Origin of the sequence: Streptomyces peucetius (assembly GCF_025854275.1) — a bacterium.
Classification (GTDB): domain Bacteria; phylum Actinomycetota; class Actinomycetes; order Streptomycetales; family Streptomycetaceae; genus Streptomyces; species Streptomyces peucetius_A.
Genome location: NZ_CP107567.1, coordinates 6,784,722 through 6,801,645, shown reverse-complemented (window position 1 = coordinate 6,801,645; position 16,924 = coordinate 6,784,722). Strand labels below are relative to the sequence as shown.

Here is a 16,924-nt window from a genome sequence, read left to right as displayed (position 1 = left end):
GTCTCCTCGCGGTGGGCTAGATGCTGCGCAGGGCCTGTTCGAGGACCGAGGCGCCTTCCTCCGCCTCGGCGACGGTCAGTGAGAGGGGTGGGGCGACGCGCAGGACGCTGGTGCTGTGTCCGCCGCCCTTGCCGATCAGCAGCCCGCCCTCCCGGGCGGCCTCCAGGACGGCCGCGGCCGCCTGCGGGTCGGCCTCGTCGGTTCCGGGTTTCACCAGCTCGATGCCGATCATCAGTCCGCGCCCCCGTACCTCTCGCACGGCCGGCACGCTCGCGGCGATGCCCCGCAGCCGCTCCAGCAGCAGGCCGCCGACCCGGCGGGCGTTGCCCTGGAGGTCGTGCTCCAGCAGGTACGCGAGGTTGGCGACACCGGCGGCCATGGTGACGGGGCTGCCGCCGAAGGTGGAGATGGAGTTGGCGTCGAGGCAGTTCATGATCTCGGCGCGGGCGACGACACCGCCGACGGACATGCCGTTGCCGATGCCCTTGGCGAAGGTGAGGATGTCCGGCGGGCCGTTCCTGTCGTGCGCCTGCCAGCCCCAGAAGTGGTCGCCGGTGCGCCCCCAGCCGGTCTGCACCTCGTCGGAGATCCACAGGATGCCGTGCCGGTCGAGGACCTCCCGGAACGCGGCGTACAGCCCGTCGGGCGGCGAGGTGAAGCCGCCGACGCCCTGCACCGGCTCGGCGATCAGCGCCGCCACGTCATGGGTGTGGCCGAGCAGGTCCTCGAGGTCGGCGACGCACGCCTCGATGAACTGCGCGTCCGACAGATGGGCGAAGGGTCCACGGGTGCGGACACCGCCGTGGACGTACAGCGTCTGGAGGGGCGAGAGGCTGGTCGGCGACCAGGCGTGGTTGCCGGTGATCGACACCGCGGAGAACGACCGGCCGTGGTAGCTGTTGCGCATCGCCAGGATCTGGTTGGAACGGCGGTGCCCGGTGGCGAGGAGCAGGGCGGTGTCGTTGGCCTCGGTGCCGGAGGTGGTGAAGAAGACCCGGGCGTCGGGGATGCCGGACAGCGCCGCGATCCGCTCGGCGAGCTCCACCATGGGGCGGTTGAGGTAGAGGGTGGAGGAGTGGATGATCCGCCCGGCCTGCTCGCTGACCGCCTTGGTGACCTCGGGCAGGGCGTGGGCGGTCATCGTGGTGAGGATGCCGCCGAAGAAGTCGAGGTAGCGGTTGCCGTCCGCGTCCCAGACGTGGCGGCCCTCGCCGTGCGTGATCTCGATCGGCCGCTTGTAGTAGAGCGCCACCCAGTCGGGGATGACGGCCCTGTGCCGCTCGTACAGGTCGGTCACGGCCGCACCAGCCCCTCGTACGCGTCGGGGCGCCGGTCGCGGTAGAACGCCCACTGCTGCCGGACGGTCCCGATCAGATCGAAGTCGAGGTCGCGGACGACCAGTTCCTCCTCCTTGTCACTGGCGAGGTCGCCGACGAACTGGCCGCGCGGGTCGACGAAGTAGCTGGTGCCGTAGAAGTCGTTGTCGCCGTACTCCTCGATGCCGACGCGGTTGATGGCGGCGACGAAGTACTCGTTGGCGACGGCCGCGGCGGGCTGCTCCAGCTGCCAGAGGTGCGACGACAGGCCCCGGTGGGTGGCGGACGGGTTGTAGACCAACTGGGCTCCCTGGAGGCCGAGCTGGCGCCAGCCCTCCGGGAAGTGGCGGTCGTAGCAGATGTAGACGCCGACCTTGCCGACGGCCGTGTCGAAGACGGGCCAGCCGGCGTTGCCCGGCCTGAAGTAGTACTTCTCCCAGAAGCCCTTGACCTGGGGGATGTGGTGCTTGCGGTACTTGCCCAGATAACTGCCGTCGGAGTCGATCACGGCGGCGGTGTTGTAGTAGAAGCCCTCCCCCTCGATCTCGAAGACCGGGACCACGATCACCATGCCGGTCTCCCGGGCGAGGTCCTGCATCCGCCGGACCGTCGGGCCGTCCGGCACCGGCTCCGCCCAGCGGTAGTGCTCGGGCTCCTGGACCTGGCAGAAGTAGGGAGCGTTGAACACCTCCTGGAAGCCGATGACCTTGGCACCCTGCCGGGCCGCTTCGCGGGCGTGCTCCTCATGTTTGGCGATCATGGATTCGGTGTCGCCGGTCCAGGTGGCCTGGACGAGCGCGGCGCGTACGACAGTGGCCATGAGCTGCTCCTTCGACGGGACGCCAGAGAGCCTCTACGCACGTAGACGCGGATACGTAGATGGAGAACGTAAGCCTCGTCACACACGGGGGCAAGACCATCGCCGTGAACCCGCTGAGTCGATCTTGTTTCGCACCCGAGCGGTCGACAACGAACAGTTTCAACTGTGGATGTGCCCCGCTACGCGCAGCGCGTGGACCACGTCCCGCTCCCGCGCCGGTGACGCGGCACGGGCGGCGTCGAGCAGCAGCGGCACCAGCCGGACGGGATCGCCCGCCGCCATGGCGGCGCTGTCCTCGGGGGCGCGGACCTGCACGAACGCGGCCAGCAGGGAGCGGGCGCGGTCCGGTGCGCCGGTGTCGACGAGCGTGCGGACGGCGTCCGCGATCTCGTCGGCGGAGCGGAAGACGCCCTGCCGCAGGAGCTGCCGGCCGTCGTCGCCGCGGCCGGCGGCGACGAGCGCGTCGGCGGCCGCCGCGAGCCGTGAGGCCGGCTGTGACGCCGCCTCCCAGAGCAGAGTGGTCCAGTCGGCCGCGAGCCCGGAGCGGTGCAGTTCGTCGGCGAGCACCGGCAGCCAGGCGGCGGGGCGCGCGGCGGCCTCGCAGAGCAGTGCGTGCGCCTCGCCGCCGCGGCCCTCGGCGCGGAGCCGGCAGAGGGCCGCCACCGTCCGGCCGGCGGCCCGCTCGGCGCCCTCGTCCGGCGCGGGCCCCGCCACCGGCACTGGGTCGGCGTCGGCCCCGCCGCCGTACCGGGCCCCGCGCGGGGTGTCCCCGGCGACCGGCAGCACGGGCACGGCGACGGCATCGTCCCCGGCCCCCTCGATACCGGCGAACCGGGCGCCGCCGCGGGGGCGACGCGGCTTCTTGCCCTTACGGGCGGGGGCGGCGCCATCGTCGCCCGGCCCAGGGGCCGTTCCCCCGCCCCGCCGCGTCCGGGAACCCTGCGGGGCCTCCGCCTCGGCGGCAACCATGGGTTCGTGCCCGTCGTGGGCCTCCGCCCGTGCCGCATCCGGAGCCTCCGCCGGCACGGCGCCCTGCGGTTGTCCGTGGGCGGGAGCGAACGCGGCGTACCGGCCGTCGTCCAGGACGCCGCCCGGGAGCGGGCCGTAGCCCTGGGTCGTGGCACCGTGCGGCTCCCGCGCGAGGGCGGAGCCGTTCGGCGGCGGCGCCGGGCGGGCGGCGGCGAGGGCTGCCGCGCGGGACTCCAGTTCGGTCTGGCGGCGCACCGCTCGGCTGTGGTCGTCGCGGGTCCAGGCAAGATCGTGCGTGAGGCGCGCGTCGTCCGGGGAGGCGGCCAGGAGGCGCAGCAGCTCCTCGGCCCGGGCCTGCGCGCGCAGTCGCTCGTGGCGCATCAGCTCGGCGCGCTCCTCCAGCGTCGCGCGCCCGCCGGGCAGCCGGTCGTGTGCGGCGGCGGCCGCGGCGTGCAGCTGCGCCGCCCGCGTGGACTCGGCCGCGTCCCCGGCCCGGAGGTCCTGCAGCAGGGACTCGACCACGTCCCAGGGCGGGATCTCACGGCCCTCCAGGCACGCCTGCATCCCCTCGGGGTCGCGCTGCCGGAAGACCGCGTACCAGCCCCCGTCCGGGTCCAGCCGCGCCAGCAGCCCGTTGAAGTACCGTACGAACGCCTCGATGTCCGCCGAAAGTTGATCCACCGTCATCGCCCGCCTGCCCATGGCCCTGGCCGAACTACAGAACGAAGCCCTCCGCTCCAAGGGCGCCGCAGGCATTGGACCGCAGACGTGTTACGGCGCTGCTACACCCCGTTTTCAGAACGTGACCGCGATACCCGTGTGCGGGCGCTTGCCGAGGCGGGCGATCGCCGCGGGCCAGTCGACGGCCCAGAACTGCCAGGTGTACTTGCGGGACAGCAGCCGGCGCACCGAGCGGGTGCCGGAGTCGTCGAGCAGCCGCGCGGTGCCCTCGGCGGTGGGCGCGCCATCCGTGATCCTGCCGCGCGCGTCGCAGACGGTGACGACGACCCGGCTGTCCCTGCGCAGGCGCTTGACCTTCCACGAGTCGGTGCGGGTCCAGACGAACAACTCGCCGCCGTCCACGGCGAACCACACGGGCGTGGCCACCCCGGTCCCGTCCTTGCGGAAGGTGGTGACGCTGACGTACCTGGCGCTGGCGAACTTGTCGGCACTCACGCCCGCGAGACTACGCCGCGCCGCTCGCGCGGTACTCGACGGGGCGGGCATCGCCCACGCCGCCGGCCGTGCGGCACGCCCTCACCGCGCTGCCGCCCCGGTCTCCTCCGCACCGGCCAGGAACCGGCGGGCCAGCTCCTCGCCGAGTGCGGCCGCCGACGGGTGGCTCTCGATCGGCGACACCTTCGAATCCTTGAAGACGATGTACGTGACCCCTGAGGGGACACCGCCCGTCGCCGGGTCCGGATCGATCCCGAGCGCCTGCGCCGCTCCGTACGACGCCTCCCCGATGATCCCGCTCGGCCCGGTGTCGCCGACGACCCCGTACACCACCTTGCCGTCGTGGATCATCACGGCGGCCGAACCGCCGCGGATGCCCGACGACCGGTAGTCCCAGATCCCGCTGGGGGCCGGCACGACGACGAACGGCAGCTTCTCGGCATTGAGATATCTGCCGTCCGACTGGGTGAAGGCGGTGGCCGGCTGGTACGACGGGTCGGTGTCACGGTTGCAGCGCGCCGTGCGCCGGCCGTCGCAGTCGATGTCCATGTCCGCCGTCCAGTACACGGCCTCGCGGCGCTCGCAGACCGGAATGTTCGCGGCCCTCCCCCGGTCGGTGGCGTACCCGCCCTTCGAGATCTGAGTGGTGCAGCGCCCCAGCGCGGCGAGAAGTGCGGCCGCGTCGACGTCCGCCTCCGGTGCGGCGCGGTAGCTGCCGGGAGCGGGCGGGGGCGGGGGCGGGATCGTGCCAGGCTGCGCGGCCGCGGGCATTGTCGCCGCTGAGAGCACGACGAAGCCGGCGGCCAGGGCGAGAGCGGTGTGTCGAATGCGCACGGGGGGCCTTTCTGTCGAAAGGCTCCCTACCCCGGCGCGTCCGTACCGCCTCGCTCGCACGGCCGGACGGGTTACCTCCGCCCGGCCGCGCCGGATGCGGCCGGCTCAGCGGGCGGGACGGACCACCATCGCGGAACCGCCGCCGCGCCGCTGTTTCTCGGCCGCCGCCAGCCACCGGCCGTCCGGCAGCCGCTGGACGGCGGTGGCAGCGCCGATCTCCGGGTTGAGCCGGAACCGGTGCCCGATCGCCTCGAGACGTGCCCGCGACGGGCTGTTCCACAGGGCCGGCTCCAGATCGGTCGTCGGCTGGTTGCGCTGGCTGGCCCGCGGCGCCGCGATCGCGTCAACCAGGGGCAGCCCCCGGTCCAGATGACCGGTCAGCGTCTGCAGGACCGTGGTGATGATGGTCGAGCCGCCCGGTGAGCCGAGCGCCACCACGGGGCGGCCGTGACCGTCCAGCACGATCGTCGGGGACATGGAGGAACGCGGCCGCTTGCCGGGGCCGGGCAGATTCGGGTCGTGGACGGCGGGGTCGGCCGGCGCGAAGGAGAAGTCGGTCAGCTCGTTGTTGAGCAGGAAACCCCGCCCGGGCACGGTGATGCCGCTGCCGCCGGTCTGCTCGATGGTGAGCGTGTAGGCGACGACGTTGCCCCACTTGTCGGCGGTCGTCAGATGGGTGGTGTTCTCCCCCTCGTACGTCGTCGGCGCCGCCTTCCCCGACGACCCGCACCGCTCGGGCCGGCTCGGGTCGCCCGGCGCCAGCGGGCTGGTGAGCACCGCGTCGTCCTTGATCAGGCACTCACGCGAGTCGGCGAACCGCTGCGACAGGAGCCCCGACGTCGGCACGGACTCGAACGCCGGGTCGCCGACCCACCGCCCGCGGTCGGCGAAGGCGATCCGGCTGGCCTCGATGAACCGGTGCAGATACCGCTCCTCGGAGACGTCCGACAGGTCCGTGCGCTCCAGGATGTTGAGCGCCTCGCCGACGGTGGTGCCGCCGGAGGAGGACGGCGGCATGCCGTACACGTTCAGACCGCGGTACGAGACCTTGGTGGGCGTGCGCCGCACCGTCTCGTACGCCCGCAGGTCGCGCTCCGTCAGGTCGCCGGGGCGGACGACGCGCGTCGTGCCCTCGTCGACCGGGGGGTTGCGCACGGTGCGGACGACGTCCCTGGCGAGGTCGCCCTCGTAGAGGGCACCGGCGCCCTTGCGGCCGAGCTCCTTGTAGGTGCGGGCGAGGTCGGGATTCCTGATGACGGAGCCGACGACCGGGAGCCGCCCGCCGGGCAGGAACAGCTCGGCCGATGCCGGGAAGTCGCGGAAGCGCGCCTCGTTGTCGGCGGTCTGCTCGCGGAAGGTGGCGTCGACGGTGAAGCCGTGCTTCGCCAGCCGCTCCGCCGGCTTCAGCAGCTCCCCGAGCGGCCGGCTGCCCCAGGCGTCGAGGGCGGCGTCCCAGGTGGCCGCCGTGCCGGGGGTGCCCACGCCCAGTCCGCTGGTCACGGCCTCGGCGAACGGGATCGGTTCACCGTCCTCCAGGAAGAGGGAGGCGTCGGCGGACCGGGGTGCGGTCTCCCGGCCGTCGATGGTGTGCACGGAGCGGGTCCGGGCGTCGTAGTGGACGAAGTAGCCGCCCCCGCCGATGCCCGCGGAGTACGGCTCCGTCACCCCGAGCGCGGCGGCGGTCGCCACCGCCGCGTCCACCGCGTTGCCTCCGTTGCGCAGCACTTCGATGCCCGCCGCCGACGCGTCGGCGTCGACGCTCGCGACGGCGCCGCCGTGGCCGACGGCGACCGGCGTCTTGGCGGGCGGGGCCTTGGCGGACGGTGCCGCCGGTGGGGCGGCGTACGGCGCGGGGGGAGCCGCGACGCCGATCGAGGCGACGGCCGCGGCAAGGGCCACGACCGTCATGTTCCGTGCGGTGGAGCGACGCATTCGTACCTCCGGTCAGCCGGTGTCGGCGCAGCGTAACTTTCCGGCGGCGTCGCCAACAGCACCGGAACGGATGGGACTCGAACAACCTTCCACCGCACCGCTAGCATGCGCGCCCATGACTGACGACGTACGCAACATCGTGCTCGGCGTGGTGGCCGCGGGAATCAGTGCCACGCTCGGCTGGCTCGCCCGCACCTACCTCTGGCGGCGGCGACTGCGGCGCAAGCAGGCGTTCTTCGGGCTGCCGGGGAACTCCGAATGCGTGCTGGTCGTCAACCGGGATTCCAGCCGTGACGGTTCGGTGCACCGGTTCGACGTGTTCGCGCTGCTCGAGCTGTCCGCGCTCATCAAGGACTGCGGGGCGCACACCCAGATCGTCTGGCACGACGCGGCACAGCAGGGCTTCGGCGAGCGGACGGAGTTCTGCGTCGGCGGCCCGGGGTCGAACAGGCGCTCGCTGGCTCATCTCCACAGCATGCTGCCCGGCGTGAAGATCAACACGGATGCCGAGCCCGGTCCGGACCAGGCCTCGTTCCAGATCGGTTCGGAGCGGTACCGCATGGAGCCGGGCGTGTCCGAGTACGTGCTGCTGGCGAGACTGACGACCGACCAGGGGGCGCGCCCGGTCTTCCTCTTCTTCGGGCAGCGCGCCATCACCAACCAGGCGGCCACCCGTTATCTGGCCCGGCACCACGAGAAGCTCGCCCGCAAGCACGGCACCGGTTCGTTCTGCCTGCTGCTCAAGGTGGTCAACTCGCAGGCGTACGGCCCCGATGTGGTGGAGCTCGTGGCGGATGTGACACGGGCGGCCCAGAGCGCCGTCCCGGCGGCCCGCAGCTCCCATCGCGCGGCGACCTGAGCGGACGGCCGGCTCAGTCGAGCAGCAGCGGCAGGGACTTGATGCCGTTGATGAAGTTGGACACCAGTCTGCGGGGCGGGGCGGCAGGCGCGTACGGGGGCAGGGCGGTGAGTGCCTCCTCGTGCAGGACCCGCAGCTGAAGGCGGGCGAAGTGCGCGCCCAGGCAGATGTGCGGGCCGTCCCCGAAGGAGACGTGCAGGTTGGGGGTGCGGGACAGGTCCAGGCGGTGCGGCTCGTCGAAGACCCGCTCGTCGTGGTTGGCGGAGGCGTGGAAGACGACGACCTTGTCGCCGGCCCGGACGGTCCGTCCGGCGATCAGGGTGTCCCTCGTGGCGGTGCGGCGGAAACTGAGGACGGGCGGGTGGTTGCGCAGCAGTTCCTCGACGGCCGTGCCCGGGTCCACGTCTCCCGAGCGCAGCCTGCGCTGCTGTGCCGGATTCTCCGCCAGGGCGAGGAAGCCGCCGGGGGCGGCGCTGCGGACGGTGTCGTTGCCGGCGACGGTGAGCAGGAAGAAGAACATCTCCAGCTCGTCCTCGCGGAGTTCACCGGTGGCGAGCGACGTCATCACGTCGTCGGCGGGACAGCGGCGCTTGCACGCGGCGAGCTGCCGGGCGTAGTCGAACATCTCCCGCAGCATGGCCGGCGAGCGCGGGTTGACGGGTGCGCCGTCGGGGCCGAGCACCGGCGGTTCGTCGGGGTCCTGGTAGGCGATGACCCTTTCGGTCCACTCGAGCAGGAGGGACCGGTCGCTCTCGGGTACGCCGAGCAGGTCGGCGAGGTTCAGCAGGGCGTAGTCGTCGGTGACGGCCTCGACGAGGTCGAACGTGTCGCCGCCGTCACGTGCGGCGGTCAGCAGCCGGCGGGCGCGGGTGCGGGCCGTCGCGGCGAACCGGTCGACGCGCCGCGGTGTGAAGGCGCGGCTGACCAGGCGACGCAGTCTGCCGTGGTCGGACGGTCCCTCCCTGGTGCCGGGGGCGGCCGGGGCGGCTGCCGCACGGGGCGCAGGGTCCTGGTTGAGCATCATGCGCCGGATGAACGGCAGGTCGGCGGGGTCGGGGTCGCGGATCTGGGTGGCGCCGAGATGCGAGGAGAAGGCCGCGGGGTCCTTGAGGACGCGGACGACGTCGGCGTGCCGGGTCACCGCCCAGAAGCCGGGCCCCGCGGGCCAGCCGAGGACCTCGTACTCCTCCTGCCAAGCCACCGGGTGGTGGTCGCGCAGCATCCGGAACGACTCGTGCGGCAGTCCCCGGGCGTAGATCCTCGGGTCGAAGACATCGGGCACCGTCATACCGGAAGATCTTGTCCGTTCACGTCCGCCCGCAGGAAGTCCTCGACGGTGGTGACGAGTTGCAGCGGTGTCTCGTCCATGGCGTAGTGGCCCGCGCACGGCAGTTCGACGAGGTCGGCCTCGGTGTACCAGCGGAGCCAGGTCTCCTGCATGAAGCCGGCGCTGATCGCCGGGTCCAGCGCGCCGGTGACCGCCAGGGCGGGAACGGTCGAGCCGACCACCTCGGAGTGGAAGTCCTCCCCCGCCCATGAGTCGAGCCAGGCACGGAAGGCATCGCGGTCGCTGCGGGCCAGGGAGCGCTCGACCATGCGTTCCAGCCAGGCGGACGGCCTGACCGAGCCGGTGGTGAAGTCGATGATGGCCCGGCGGCTCGCGGGTGCGGTCGCCGCGGAGGCGAACAGTTCCCACTGCTCCGGCGGCATCTTCAGGCCGCAGGCGGGAACGGGCGAGATGCCAACGATCCGCCGCACACGCCGCGGGGCCGTCGCCAGTACACGCTGCGCCACGGAGCCGCCCATCGAGTGGCCGACGAGCGAGAACGAGTCCCAGCCGAGCCGGTCCGCGAGCGCGAGGAGGTCCCCGGCGGCCTCGGACGTGGTGTACGCGCCTCGGACGTCGCGCGCCTCGCCGTAGCCCCGCAGGTCGACGAAGGCATAGGTGAAGCTCTTCGTGTCGAGGTCCGGGAGGAGTGGGGCGTAGGCGGAGCGGTCGGCGAACCAGCCGTGCACGGCGAGCACCCGGTGCGGGCCGGAGCCGTACAGGGAATGGGGCAGCGGGATGGGGGTCACAGGGTCTCCGTTCACCGGCTCGGGCGGACCTCCCCACAGTGCTGGGGCGCGGCCTTCGGGACAAGCCCCCGATCGGGGCCCGCTGCTGCCGCGCTCGTTCGCCGCCGTGTGACGGTCGGAGCGCTGCGCGGCCGAGCGGCAGGTCCGCGGTACCGCCGAGCTGCACACCGCGGTCACAAGCACCGGTCACAAGCACCAAGGAGAGCGGCACCCTCGTCGCACACCTCTGCGACGTGGGCCCGCTCGGCCTCGGCAAGCCGGTCTCCCGTGCGCCGTACACCTTCCACGGCCGGACGCCCGGTCAGCCGTTCGCCGTGGACCTGGAGTTGCGCCTACGACGTACCGGCCGGCCACCGTCTCGCCGTGGTCGTCGACACCGTCGACCTGCTCTACATCGAGCACAACCCGAGCGGCGCGCAGCTGACCTTCTCCTCGCGGCAGCCGACCCGTCGTATCCGTCGGTCCCGCTGCGCCAGGAGTGATCACCGGCTGCTGCCGGCCGGGTCCCCGTGCCACGCACGGGGAGTGGGTGGTGCTCCATGAACCACTGGGCTTGTCCCGTTCACGCCGTGAAGGCGCCGGGACCCGCCGGCAGTCAGTGCTTGAGAATCTTGGAGAGGAAGTCCTTGGCGCGGTCGGTCCGGGGGTCGGTGAAGAAGTCGTCGGGGCTGCGGTCCTCGATGATGCGGCCGTCGGCCATGAAGACGACACGGTTGGCGGCGGAGCGGGCGAAACCCATCTCGTGGGTGACGACGACCATGGTCATCCCTTCGGCCGCGAGCTGCTGCATCACCTCAAGCACCTCATTGATCATCTCCGGGTCGAGGGCGGAGGTCGGCTCGTCGAAGAGCATGACCTTGGGGTCCATCGCCAGGGCGCGGGCGATGGCCACACGCTGCTGCTGGCCGCCGGAGAGCTGGGCGGGGAACTTCGACGCCTGGTCGGCCAGGCCCACCCGGTCGAGCAGTTCACGGGAGCGTCGTTCGGCTTCCTCCTTCTTGAGGCCCCGGACCTTGACGGGGCCCAGGGAGACGTTCGCCATGACGGTCTTGTGCGCGAAGAGATTGAAGGACTGGAAGACCATGCCGACGTCGGCACGGAGCTTCGCCAGGGCCTTGCCTTCCTCCGGCAGGGGCTGCCCGTCGATCGTGATACGTCCGGACTCGATGGTCTCGAGCCGGTTCATGGCCCGGCACAACGTCGATTTCCCCGAGCCGGACGGTCCGATGACCACCACCACCTCTCCGCGGCCGACGGCGAGGTTGATGTCCTGGAGAACATGTAACTGCCCGAAGTGCTTGTTCACATCACGCAGCTCGATCAACGGATCGACGACCATACGCTGCCCTGCCCACTCGTCGCTGTGTGTCGCGGTCAGCGCAAACTATCCAGCCCGCCAAGGGGCTTCACACCCGACACGCATAAAGAGGGCATAAGCCGTACTAATGCGAAACCCAGCCGAGCGACATCGGTCGCAACCGGCCGGAAGCGCCCCGGCCGCACACGCCCGGCACGGCCCGGACGAGAAGCCATGGACCCGTAAGAGAGGCGCCAGACCCGGACGAACGGGGCCCTAGGCCTCCGCCGCCTCGCCGTAGACCTGGGAGAGCTCCGGCGCCCCGTTGAACGCCCACTCCACGCCCGCCTCCACCACACTGATCTCCCGCCCCGAGGCCAGCCGCACCACCGGGTGGCCCCCCGGCCAGATGTGCCAGGCCGCGCCGGGAACCGTGCGCACGATGACGGTGCCCAGATAGAGCCCCGCGTCGTTGCCCAGCCAGGGCAGCTCCTCCGGGTCGTCGCGCCAGCGCGGTGGCAGCTGGTCCAGCGCGGTCAACGAGCTCGGTGAGTCGTCCAGTTCCAGTCCGGCCTGTGCCGCTCTGGCGCGCAGCAGCTCGCACTCGGACAGCAGGTCGGTGATGGCCGCCGCGCGCTCGGGATCGTGCTCCGTGGCAGCCGCGTCGCCCTTGTCCCGTTCGCCGTGGCGCCCCAGCCAATGGTCCAAGAAAGGGATGTTCATACCGCAAAGACTCCCACCCGGACAGCCGGGTGCACCACAGGGCGCGCGCCGGTGAACGTCATGCGTCCAGGTCGACGACGACCGGCGCGTGGTCCGAGGCGCCCTTGCCCTTCCGCTCCTCGCGGTCGACGTAGCTGTCCTTGACCGCCTTCGTGAAGGGCTCGTTGCCGTACACCAGGTCGATGCGCATGCCGCGGTTCTTGGGGAAGCAGAGCTGGCGGTAGTCCCAGTACGTGAACGGGTGCTCGTACTTCAGCGGACGCGGCACCACATCGGCCAGACCCCGCTCACGAAGCGTCGCCAGAGCGGTCCGCTCGGCGGGCGTCACATGGGTCATGCCCTCGAAGAAGGACGGGTCCCACACGTCGTCGTCGGTCGGCGCGATGTTGAAGTCGCCGAGCACGGCGAACGGCCGCCCGGCCGCCGCGTCCTCCGTCACCGCGACTGACAGGGCCGCCAGCCAGCGCAGCTTGTAGTCGTAGTGGTCGTGGGCGACCTCGCGGCCGTTGGGCACGTACACCGACCAGAGGCGGGCGGGGCCGCAGGTCGCCGAGATCGCCCTCGGCTCCTGGAGGCCCCCGTAGTCAGGACCGCCGGGCAGGCCGCGCACGACGTCCTCGAGGCCCACCCGGGAGACGAGCGCCACCCCGTTCCACCGGCCGTCGGCGTGGACCGCGGACTCGTAGCCCAGCTCGCGCAGCTCCGCGGCGGGGAACTGCTCCTCGGTGCACTTGGTCTCCTGGAGGCACAGCACATCGGTGCCGCTGCTCTCCAGCCAGGCCAGCAGCCGGGGCAGCCGGGCGGTGATCGAGTTGACGTTCCACGTGGCGATACGCATGGCGCAAAGCCTAACGGCGGGGTACGACAGTCACGCGTTCGCGCCCGCCGTGGCCTCACACGTCCCGGGACTCGCCGGGGGCCAGCCGGCCGTGGTCCGCGCCGCCGAGCTCGCCGATCTGCCGGTCGTAGATCGGCCGGGCGAGGTCGGTGAGGAGGGCGTCGTGGACGTCGATGGCGCGGCGCGGCTTCACCTCGCGCACGTACTCGATCACCTCGGAGATCTTGTTCCACGGGGCGTGCACCGGCAGCATCAGCGTGTCCACCGCCCGGTCGGGCACGGTGAGGGCGTCGCCCGGGTGGAAGACGGAGCCGTCCACCAGGTAGCCGACGTTGGTGATCCGCGGGATGTCCGGGTGGATCACCGCGTGCAGCTCGCCGTGCACCTGGATCTCGAAGCCGGCCGCCGTGAACGCGTCCCCGTGGCCCACCGTGTTGACACGTCCCGGGAACGCGGCGGAGAGCTGCTCGGCGACACTGCGCAAGGTCCACAGCGCGGCGTCGGGGTTCGCCTCGAGCGCCGCACGCAGTCTGCCCTCGTCGAAGTGGTCGGGGTGCTCGTGCGTCACGAGGAGGACATCGGCCCCCAGGGCGGCGTCCTGTTCGCTGAAGCCGCCGGGGTCGATGACCAGACGCCGCCCGTCCTTCTCGAGCTGCACGCAGGCATGGGTCTTCTTGGTGAGCCTCATGCCACCATCCTGCTACGCCCGGAGCGTCGTCTCCTCCTGGATCACGCCCTGTGCCACCTTGAAGGCCGCGTTCGCCGTCGGGACACCGCAGTACACGGCGGTGTGGATCAGGACTTCCTTGATCTCCGCCGGGGTCAGTCCGTTGCGCAGCGCCGCCCGGGTGTGGGAGGCCAGCTCGTCGAGGTGCCCGCCCGCGACCAGGGCGGTCAGCGTCACACAGCTGCGGGTGCGTCTGTCCAGGCCCTCACGGGCCCACACCTCACCCCAGGCGTAGCGGGTGATCAGCTCCTGGAAGTCGCCCGTGAAGTCGTCGCCGTCGGCCATGACCGCGTCCACGTGCGCGTCGCCGAGCACCTCGCGCCGCACCTTCATCCCGGCCTGGTACGGGTCGGGCCTGCCGGACCCGGTGGCATGCGGCTGCTCGGGGGCGGGCGGGGCGATCTCGGCGACCGGCGCGACGGGCACGGAGGTGGCGGGCGCGGCCGGCGGGGCGGGGAACGCGGAGAGGGTGTCGTGCCAGGCGGTCGCGAAGTGGTGGGAGAGCAGGTCCGTGACGGCGGCGGGCTGCTCGACCGGAGCCAGGTGGGAGGCCCCGGGTACCAGCGCGAGCCGGGCGTCCGGAATCCCGGCGACCAGGGTGCGGGCCTCCGCGGGGCCCGTCACCTGGTCCTCCGACCCGACCACGACGAGCGTGGGGACGCCGATCCGGCCGAGTTCGGCCCGGACGTCGAAGGCGGCGAGGGCCTCGCAGGCGGCGATGTAGCAGCCGGGGTCGGTGGTGCGGACCATCTGCACGGCCCACTCGACGATGGCCGGCTGGGCGGCGGCGAAGGCCGCGGTGAACCAGCGCTCCGGCGCGCTGCGGGCCATCGGGTCGAGGCCGTTGGTGCGTACGACGACACCGCGCTGGCGGAACTCGTCGGCCGTGCCGAACCGGGGCGACGCGGCGACCAGCGCCAGGGTCGCGACGCGCTGCGGATGGCGCAGGGCCAACTCGATGCCGACCGCGCCGCCGATGGAGCAGCCCGCGTAACCGAAGCGCTGCACGCCCAGCTGGTCCAGGGTGGCCAGCAGCCGCTCGGCGAGCTCGCCGACGGAGGGGGCCGGGTGCGCGGGTGCGCCGCCGTGGCCGGGCAGATCGAACCGGACCACCCGCCACCGCTCGGAGAGTTCGGGGATCTGCCGGTCCCACATGTGCCACGTGGTACCCAGTGAGGGACCCAGGATCAGGGCGGGTGCGTCTTCTGGCCCGTCAATGCGGTACTGCAGGGTTTTGGGTGTCTCGCTCACGCCCTGCACGTTCTCACATCTCGCGCTCTCCCACGCGCCCGGGTCGGAACGCCGTGTGAACCCGCCGCCTTCCCGGACGGCCGGGAGCCGCTGGCGGGCCCCGTGGACACGGGACCCGCCGCTGTACTCCCGGCCGTTGCGGACCGGGTGGAACCGCGAGTTGGCGGACCCTGCGTCAGCTGATGGACCGCATGGCGTTCCAGCCGCCGTTGCCGACCTGCGTGCTCGGCCCGTCGACCGGGCCGTGGATCGAGGTCCCGCCCTTGTAGAACTGCAGGGTGCCGTCCGCCGCGGTGGTCCACATGTCGGCGACGCCGTCGCGGTTGGCGTCGGCGGCGCCGGCGATCAGGGGCCGCCAGGAGACGGTGTACGAGTGGCCGTACTCGGTCCGGTCGCTGAACGTGCCGTTGGCCTGTCCGAGGTAGATGTACAGGATGCCGTCACGGGTGTCCCGGGCCAGCAGGTCGACCCGGCCGTCCCGGTCGGCGTCGCCGGGTGCGGTCAGGCTCATGACGCCCCAGCCGCCGTTGCCGATGAGGACGGGTGCGGCCACGGACGGGGTGGGACTGCTGACGCCCGCGTACATGTACAGCTTGTCGTGGTACGAGATGGCGAGGTCGGGCTGTCCGTCCAGGGTGGCGTCGCCGACGCCGACGACCTGGGCGTTCGTTGGCAGGCCGGTGCCGATCCTGATCGGAGAGGCGAGCGAGCCGTCGCCGCGGTTGGGGTAGACGCGCAGCTCGCTGCCGACGCGGGCGACGATGTCCTCCATGCCGTCCCCGGTCCAGTCACCGCGGTGGGTCACGGAGGCACCCGACCATCCGCCCGTCCCGATGAGGGCGCGCGTACCGAGAGCGCCGGTGCCCGTACCCGGGTAGAGGTACAGCTTGCCGAGGTCGTCGACCGCGACGAGGTCGGGCTTGTTGTCGCCGCTCAGGTCGCCCGGAACGAGGGACGCCGTGCCGGTGATCCAGGAGCGCACGTCGTCGACGCGGGTCGCGACGGCTCCCGTCCGGGTTTCCGTGGACGGCGTGCCGAGGCATCCGCCCTGCCACGACCTGCTGGTGACGGCGACCAGCTCCTGCGTTCCGCCCGCCTCACGCAGGACGGGGCCGCCGGCGTCCCCCTGGCAGACGACCGCGTCGCCGGTCGCCGTCAGAGCGACGTTCGCCGAGCCGTCGCCTGCTGCCGTGAACGAGGCGGTGTGCAGCTTGTCGGGGACCCACGTCGTCTTCGTGCGGCCGAAACCGGCCGCCTGCACGCTCTCCTCGGCCGTCACCGGCGTGGCGGCCAGGGCGACCGGCTTCACACCGGCGACACCGGTCTGCAGCTTCACCAGGACCAGGTCCCGCTCGGGGTGCGGGACGAGTTCGACCGCCGCCCGGGTGGCCCCGACCGTGGTCTGGGTGAGGTCGGTGCGGCCGACGGTGACGGTGGTGCCGACGGCGGGCTTGCCGGCGGCGGGCTTTCCGTCCGGGGCGAAGCAGGAGGCGGCGGTCAGTACCCACCGGGGCGAGACGAGGGTGCCGGTGCAGGCGGTCTGGTCCCCGACGTTGACCTTCGCGGTGAAGCCGAGTCCGGCGGGGGCATCGTCGCCGTGGAGGGCGTTCGCCGGAGCGGATGTCAGCAGTGCGGCGAGCGCCGCGGCGGCGCTCGTGGTCCACATGAGGCGTGAACGATTGGCTGTCAAGAATGTTCCCCAGAGGATTGGGACCCGGGCACGGCAGGTGCGCCCCGTCGCCTCGTACGGCGGACGCGGCGGGACGGCTCCGGCCGTGCGGCCCGGGTCAGGACATGTGAGAGAAAACGAGATACTGAGCCCCACCCGGTGGTTTTCAGCCGGTCACACGAATTCCGGCCAGAACAGACCGCTTACCGCCGGAGGCAACGCCTTCTGCCCGGCCGGCAGAATGCCGACCGTCGCCCTTCTTGGGCGGAATTCCCGACCGTGGACGGCGGCATTTCCTGTGCCGTTCCACCGGTGGCCGCCGCGAAAGGTGTCATCGCGGCGAAGGCGACGGCGGTCCCCCCGCCACGGCCATGGAGGTCCCCGCGAGACCGGCAGGCAACCGTCGACGAAGGCGAGATGCCATGAGAAGTTCCTTT

The 16,924-nt window shown here is 72.1% G+C and carries 16 protein-coding genes; 2 read left to right on the top strand and 14 right to left on the bottom strand.

What is annotated here, in order from left to right:
• Positions 1-16 precede the first annotated feature (16 nt).
• The 6 genes from OGH68_RS30780 to ggt all read right to left on the bottom strand — a co-directional run bounded on the left by OGH68_RS30780 (position 17) and on the right by ggt (position 7,047).
• Positions 17-1,297 (bottom strand): aspartate aminotransferase family protein, encoded by a 1,281-nt coding sequence (locus tag OGH68_RS30780; RefSeq protein WP_264248581.1) that lies wholly within the window; start codon positions 1,295-1,297, stop codon positions 17-19.
• Positions 1,294-2,136: a nitrilase-related carbon-nitrogen hydrolase gene (locus tag OGH68_RS30775; RefSeq protein WP_264248578.1), complete on the bottom strand. Its 843-nt coding sequence runs from the start codon at positions 2,134-2,136 to the stop codon at positions 1,294-1,296. Before OGH68_RS30775 ends, OGH68_RS30780 begins: the two co-directional genes overlap by 4 nt.
• Positions 2,137-2,295: 159 nt before the next feature.
• Positions 2,296-3,792: a hypothetical protein gene (locus OGH68_RS30770; protein WP_264248576.1), complete on the bottom strand. Its 1,497-nt coding sequence runs from the start codon at positions 3,790-3,792 to the stop codon at positions 2,296-2,298.
• Between the two features lie 108 nt (positions 3,793-3,900).
• On the bottom strand, positions 3,901-4,281 hold the full coding sequence (locus tag OGH68_RS30765) for a PPOX class F420-dependent oxidoreductase (RefSeq protein ID WP_264248574.1): 381 nt from the start codon (positions 4,279-4,281) through the stop codon (positions 3,901-3,903).
• Between the two features lie 81 nt (positions 4,282-4,362).
• Positions 4,363-5,115 (bottom strand): glycoside hydrolase family 75 protein, encoded by a 753-nt coding sequence (locus tag OGH68_RS30760; protein ID WP_264248573.1) that lies wholly within the window; start codon positions 5,113-5,115, stop codon positions 4,363-4,365.
• A gap of 105 nt (positions 5,116-5,220) precedes the next feature.
• The gene (gene ggt / locus OGH68_RS30755) at positions 5,221-7,047 is read right to left on the bottom strand and encodes a gamma-glutamyltransferase (protein ID WP_264248570.1); all 1,827 of its coding nucleotides are present in this window, start codon (positions 7,045-7,047) and stop codon (positions 5,221-5,223) included.
• 115 nt (positions 7,048-7,162) lie between these two features.
• On the opposite strand from ggt, the gene OGH68_RS30750 reads away from it, so the two are divergent.
• Positions 7,163-7,906 carry a hypothetical protein gene (locus OGH68_RS30750; protein ID WP_264248568.1) on the top strand — a complete coding sequence of 248 codons (744 nt, stop codon included), beginning with the start codon at positions 7,163-7,165 and terminating at the stop codon, positions 7,904-7,906.
• Between the two features lie 13 nt (positions 7,907-7,919).
• Here the strand turns inward: OGH68_RS30750 and OGH68_RS30745 are convergent, their stop codons facing one another.
• Positions 7,920-9,194, bottom strand: a complete 1,275-nt coding sequence (locus tag OGH68_RS30745) for a cytochrome P450 (RefSeq protein ID WP_264248567.1) — start codon at positions 9,192-9,194, stop codon at positions 7,920-7,922.
• Positions 9,191-9,982, bottom strand: coding sequence for an alpha/beta fold hydrolase (locus tag OGH68_RS30740; RefSeq protein ID WP_264248565.1), 792 nt, complete (start codon positions 9,980-9,982; stop codon positions 9,191-9,193). Before OGH68_RS30740 ends, OGH68_RS30745 begins: the two co-directional genes overlap by 4 nt.
• A gap of 267 nt (positions 9,983-10,249) precedes the next feature.
• On the opposite strand from OGH68_RS30740, the gene OGH68_RS30735 reads away from it, so the two are divergent.
• Complete coding sequence (locus tag OGH68_RS30735; RefSeq protein WP_264248564.1) at positions 10,250-10,525, top strand: CocE/NonD family hydrolase C-terminal non-catalytic domain-containing protein; 276 nt, start codon at positions 10,250-10,252, stop codon at positions 10,523-10,525.
• 52 nt (positions 10,526-10,577) lie between these two features.
• On the opposite strand, the gene OGH68_RS30730 is transcribed toward OGH68_RS30735, so the two are convergent.
• The 6 genes from OGH68_RS30730 to OGH68_RS30705 form a co-directional block, all read right to left on the bottom strand.
• Positions 10,578-11,321 (bottom strand): amino acid ABC transporter ATP-binding protein, encoded by a 744-nt coding sequence (locus OGH68_RS30730; protein WP_264248562.1) that lies wholly within the window; start codon positions 11,319-11,321, stop codon positions 10,578-10,580.
• 234 nt (positions 11,322-11,555) lie between these two features.
• Positions 11,556-12,002, bottom strand: a complete 447-nt coding sequence (locus OGH68_RS30725) for a DUF6278 family protein (protein ID WP_264248561.1) — start codon at positions 12,000-12,002, stop codon at positions 11,556-11,558.
• A 58-nt stretch (positions 12,003-12,060) separates the two neighbouring features.
• Complete coding sequence (locus OGH68_RS30720) at positions 12,061-12,840, bottom strand: exodeoxyribonuclease III (RefSeq protein ID WP_264248559.1); 780 nt, start codon at positions 12,838-12,840, stop codon at positions 12,061-12,063.
• 55 nt (positions 12,841-12,895) lie between these two features.
• A complete protein-coding gene (locus OGH68_RS30715; protein ID WP_264248557.1) occupies positions 12,896-13,528 on the bottom strand; it encodes an MBL fold metallo-hydrolase in 633 nt (210 codons plus the stop codon).
• 12 nt (positions 13,529-13,540) lie between these two features.
• The gene (pcaC, locus tag OGH68_RS30710) at positions 13,541-14,818 is read right to left on the bottom strand and encodes a 4-carboxymuconolactone decarboxylase (RefSeq protein ID WP_264248555.1); all 1,278 of its coding nucleotides are present in this window, start codon (positions 14,816-14,818) and stop codon (positions 13,541-13,543) included.
• A 175-nt stretch (positions 14,819-14,993) separates the two neighbouring features.
• Positions 14,994-16,508: an FG-GAP-like repeat-containing protein gene (locus OGH68_RS30705; RefSeq protein WP_264248553.1), complete on the bottom strand. Its 1,515-nt coding sequence runs from the start codon at positions 16,506-16,508 to the stop codon at positions 14,994-14,996.
• Between the last annotated feature and the right edge of the window lie 416 nt (positions 16,509-16,924).

What these genes read in the sequence shown, in the direction of transcription:
- OGH68_RS30770 (WP_264248576.1), bottom strand. Translation starts at nt 3,792, where the DNA reads ATGACGGTGGATCAACTTTCGGCGGACATCGAGGCGTTCGTACGGTAC.
- OGH68_RS30750 (WP_264248568.1), top strand. Translation starts at nt 7,163, where the DNA reads ATGACTGACGACGTACGCAACATCGTGCTCGGCGTGGTGGCCGCGGGA.
- OGH68_RS30715 (WP_264248557.1), bottom strand. Translation starts at nt 13,528, where the DNA reads ATGAGGCTCACCAAGAAGACCCATGCCTGCGTGCAGCTCGAGAAGGAC.
- OGH68_RS30720 (WP_264248559.1), bottom strand. Translation starts at nt 12,840, where the DNA reads ATGCGTATCGCCACGTGGAACGTCAACTCGATCACCGCCCGGCTGCCC.
- OGH68_RS30745 (WP_264248567.1), bottom strand. Translation starts at nt 9,194, where the DNA reads ATGACGGTGCCCGATGTCTTCGACCCGAGGATCTACGCCCGGGGACTG.
- ggt (WP_264248570.1), bottom strand. Translation starts at nt 7,047, where the DNA reads ATGCGTCGCTCCACCGCACGGAACATGACGGTCGTGGCCCTTGCCGCG.
- OGH68_RS30730 (WP_264248562.1), bottom strand. Translation starts at nt 11,321, where the DNA reads ATGGTCGTCGATCCGTTGATCGAGCTGCGTGATGTGAACAAGCACTTC.
- OGH68_RS30775 (WP_264248578.1), bottom strand. Translation starts at nt 2,136, where the DNA reads ATGGCCACTGTCGTACGCGCCGCGCTCGTCCAGGCCACCTGGACCGGC.
- OGH68_RS30725 (WP_264248561.1), bottom strand. Translation starts at nt 12,002, where the DNA reads ATGAACATCCCTTTCTTGGACCATTGGCTGGGGCGCCACGGCGAACGG.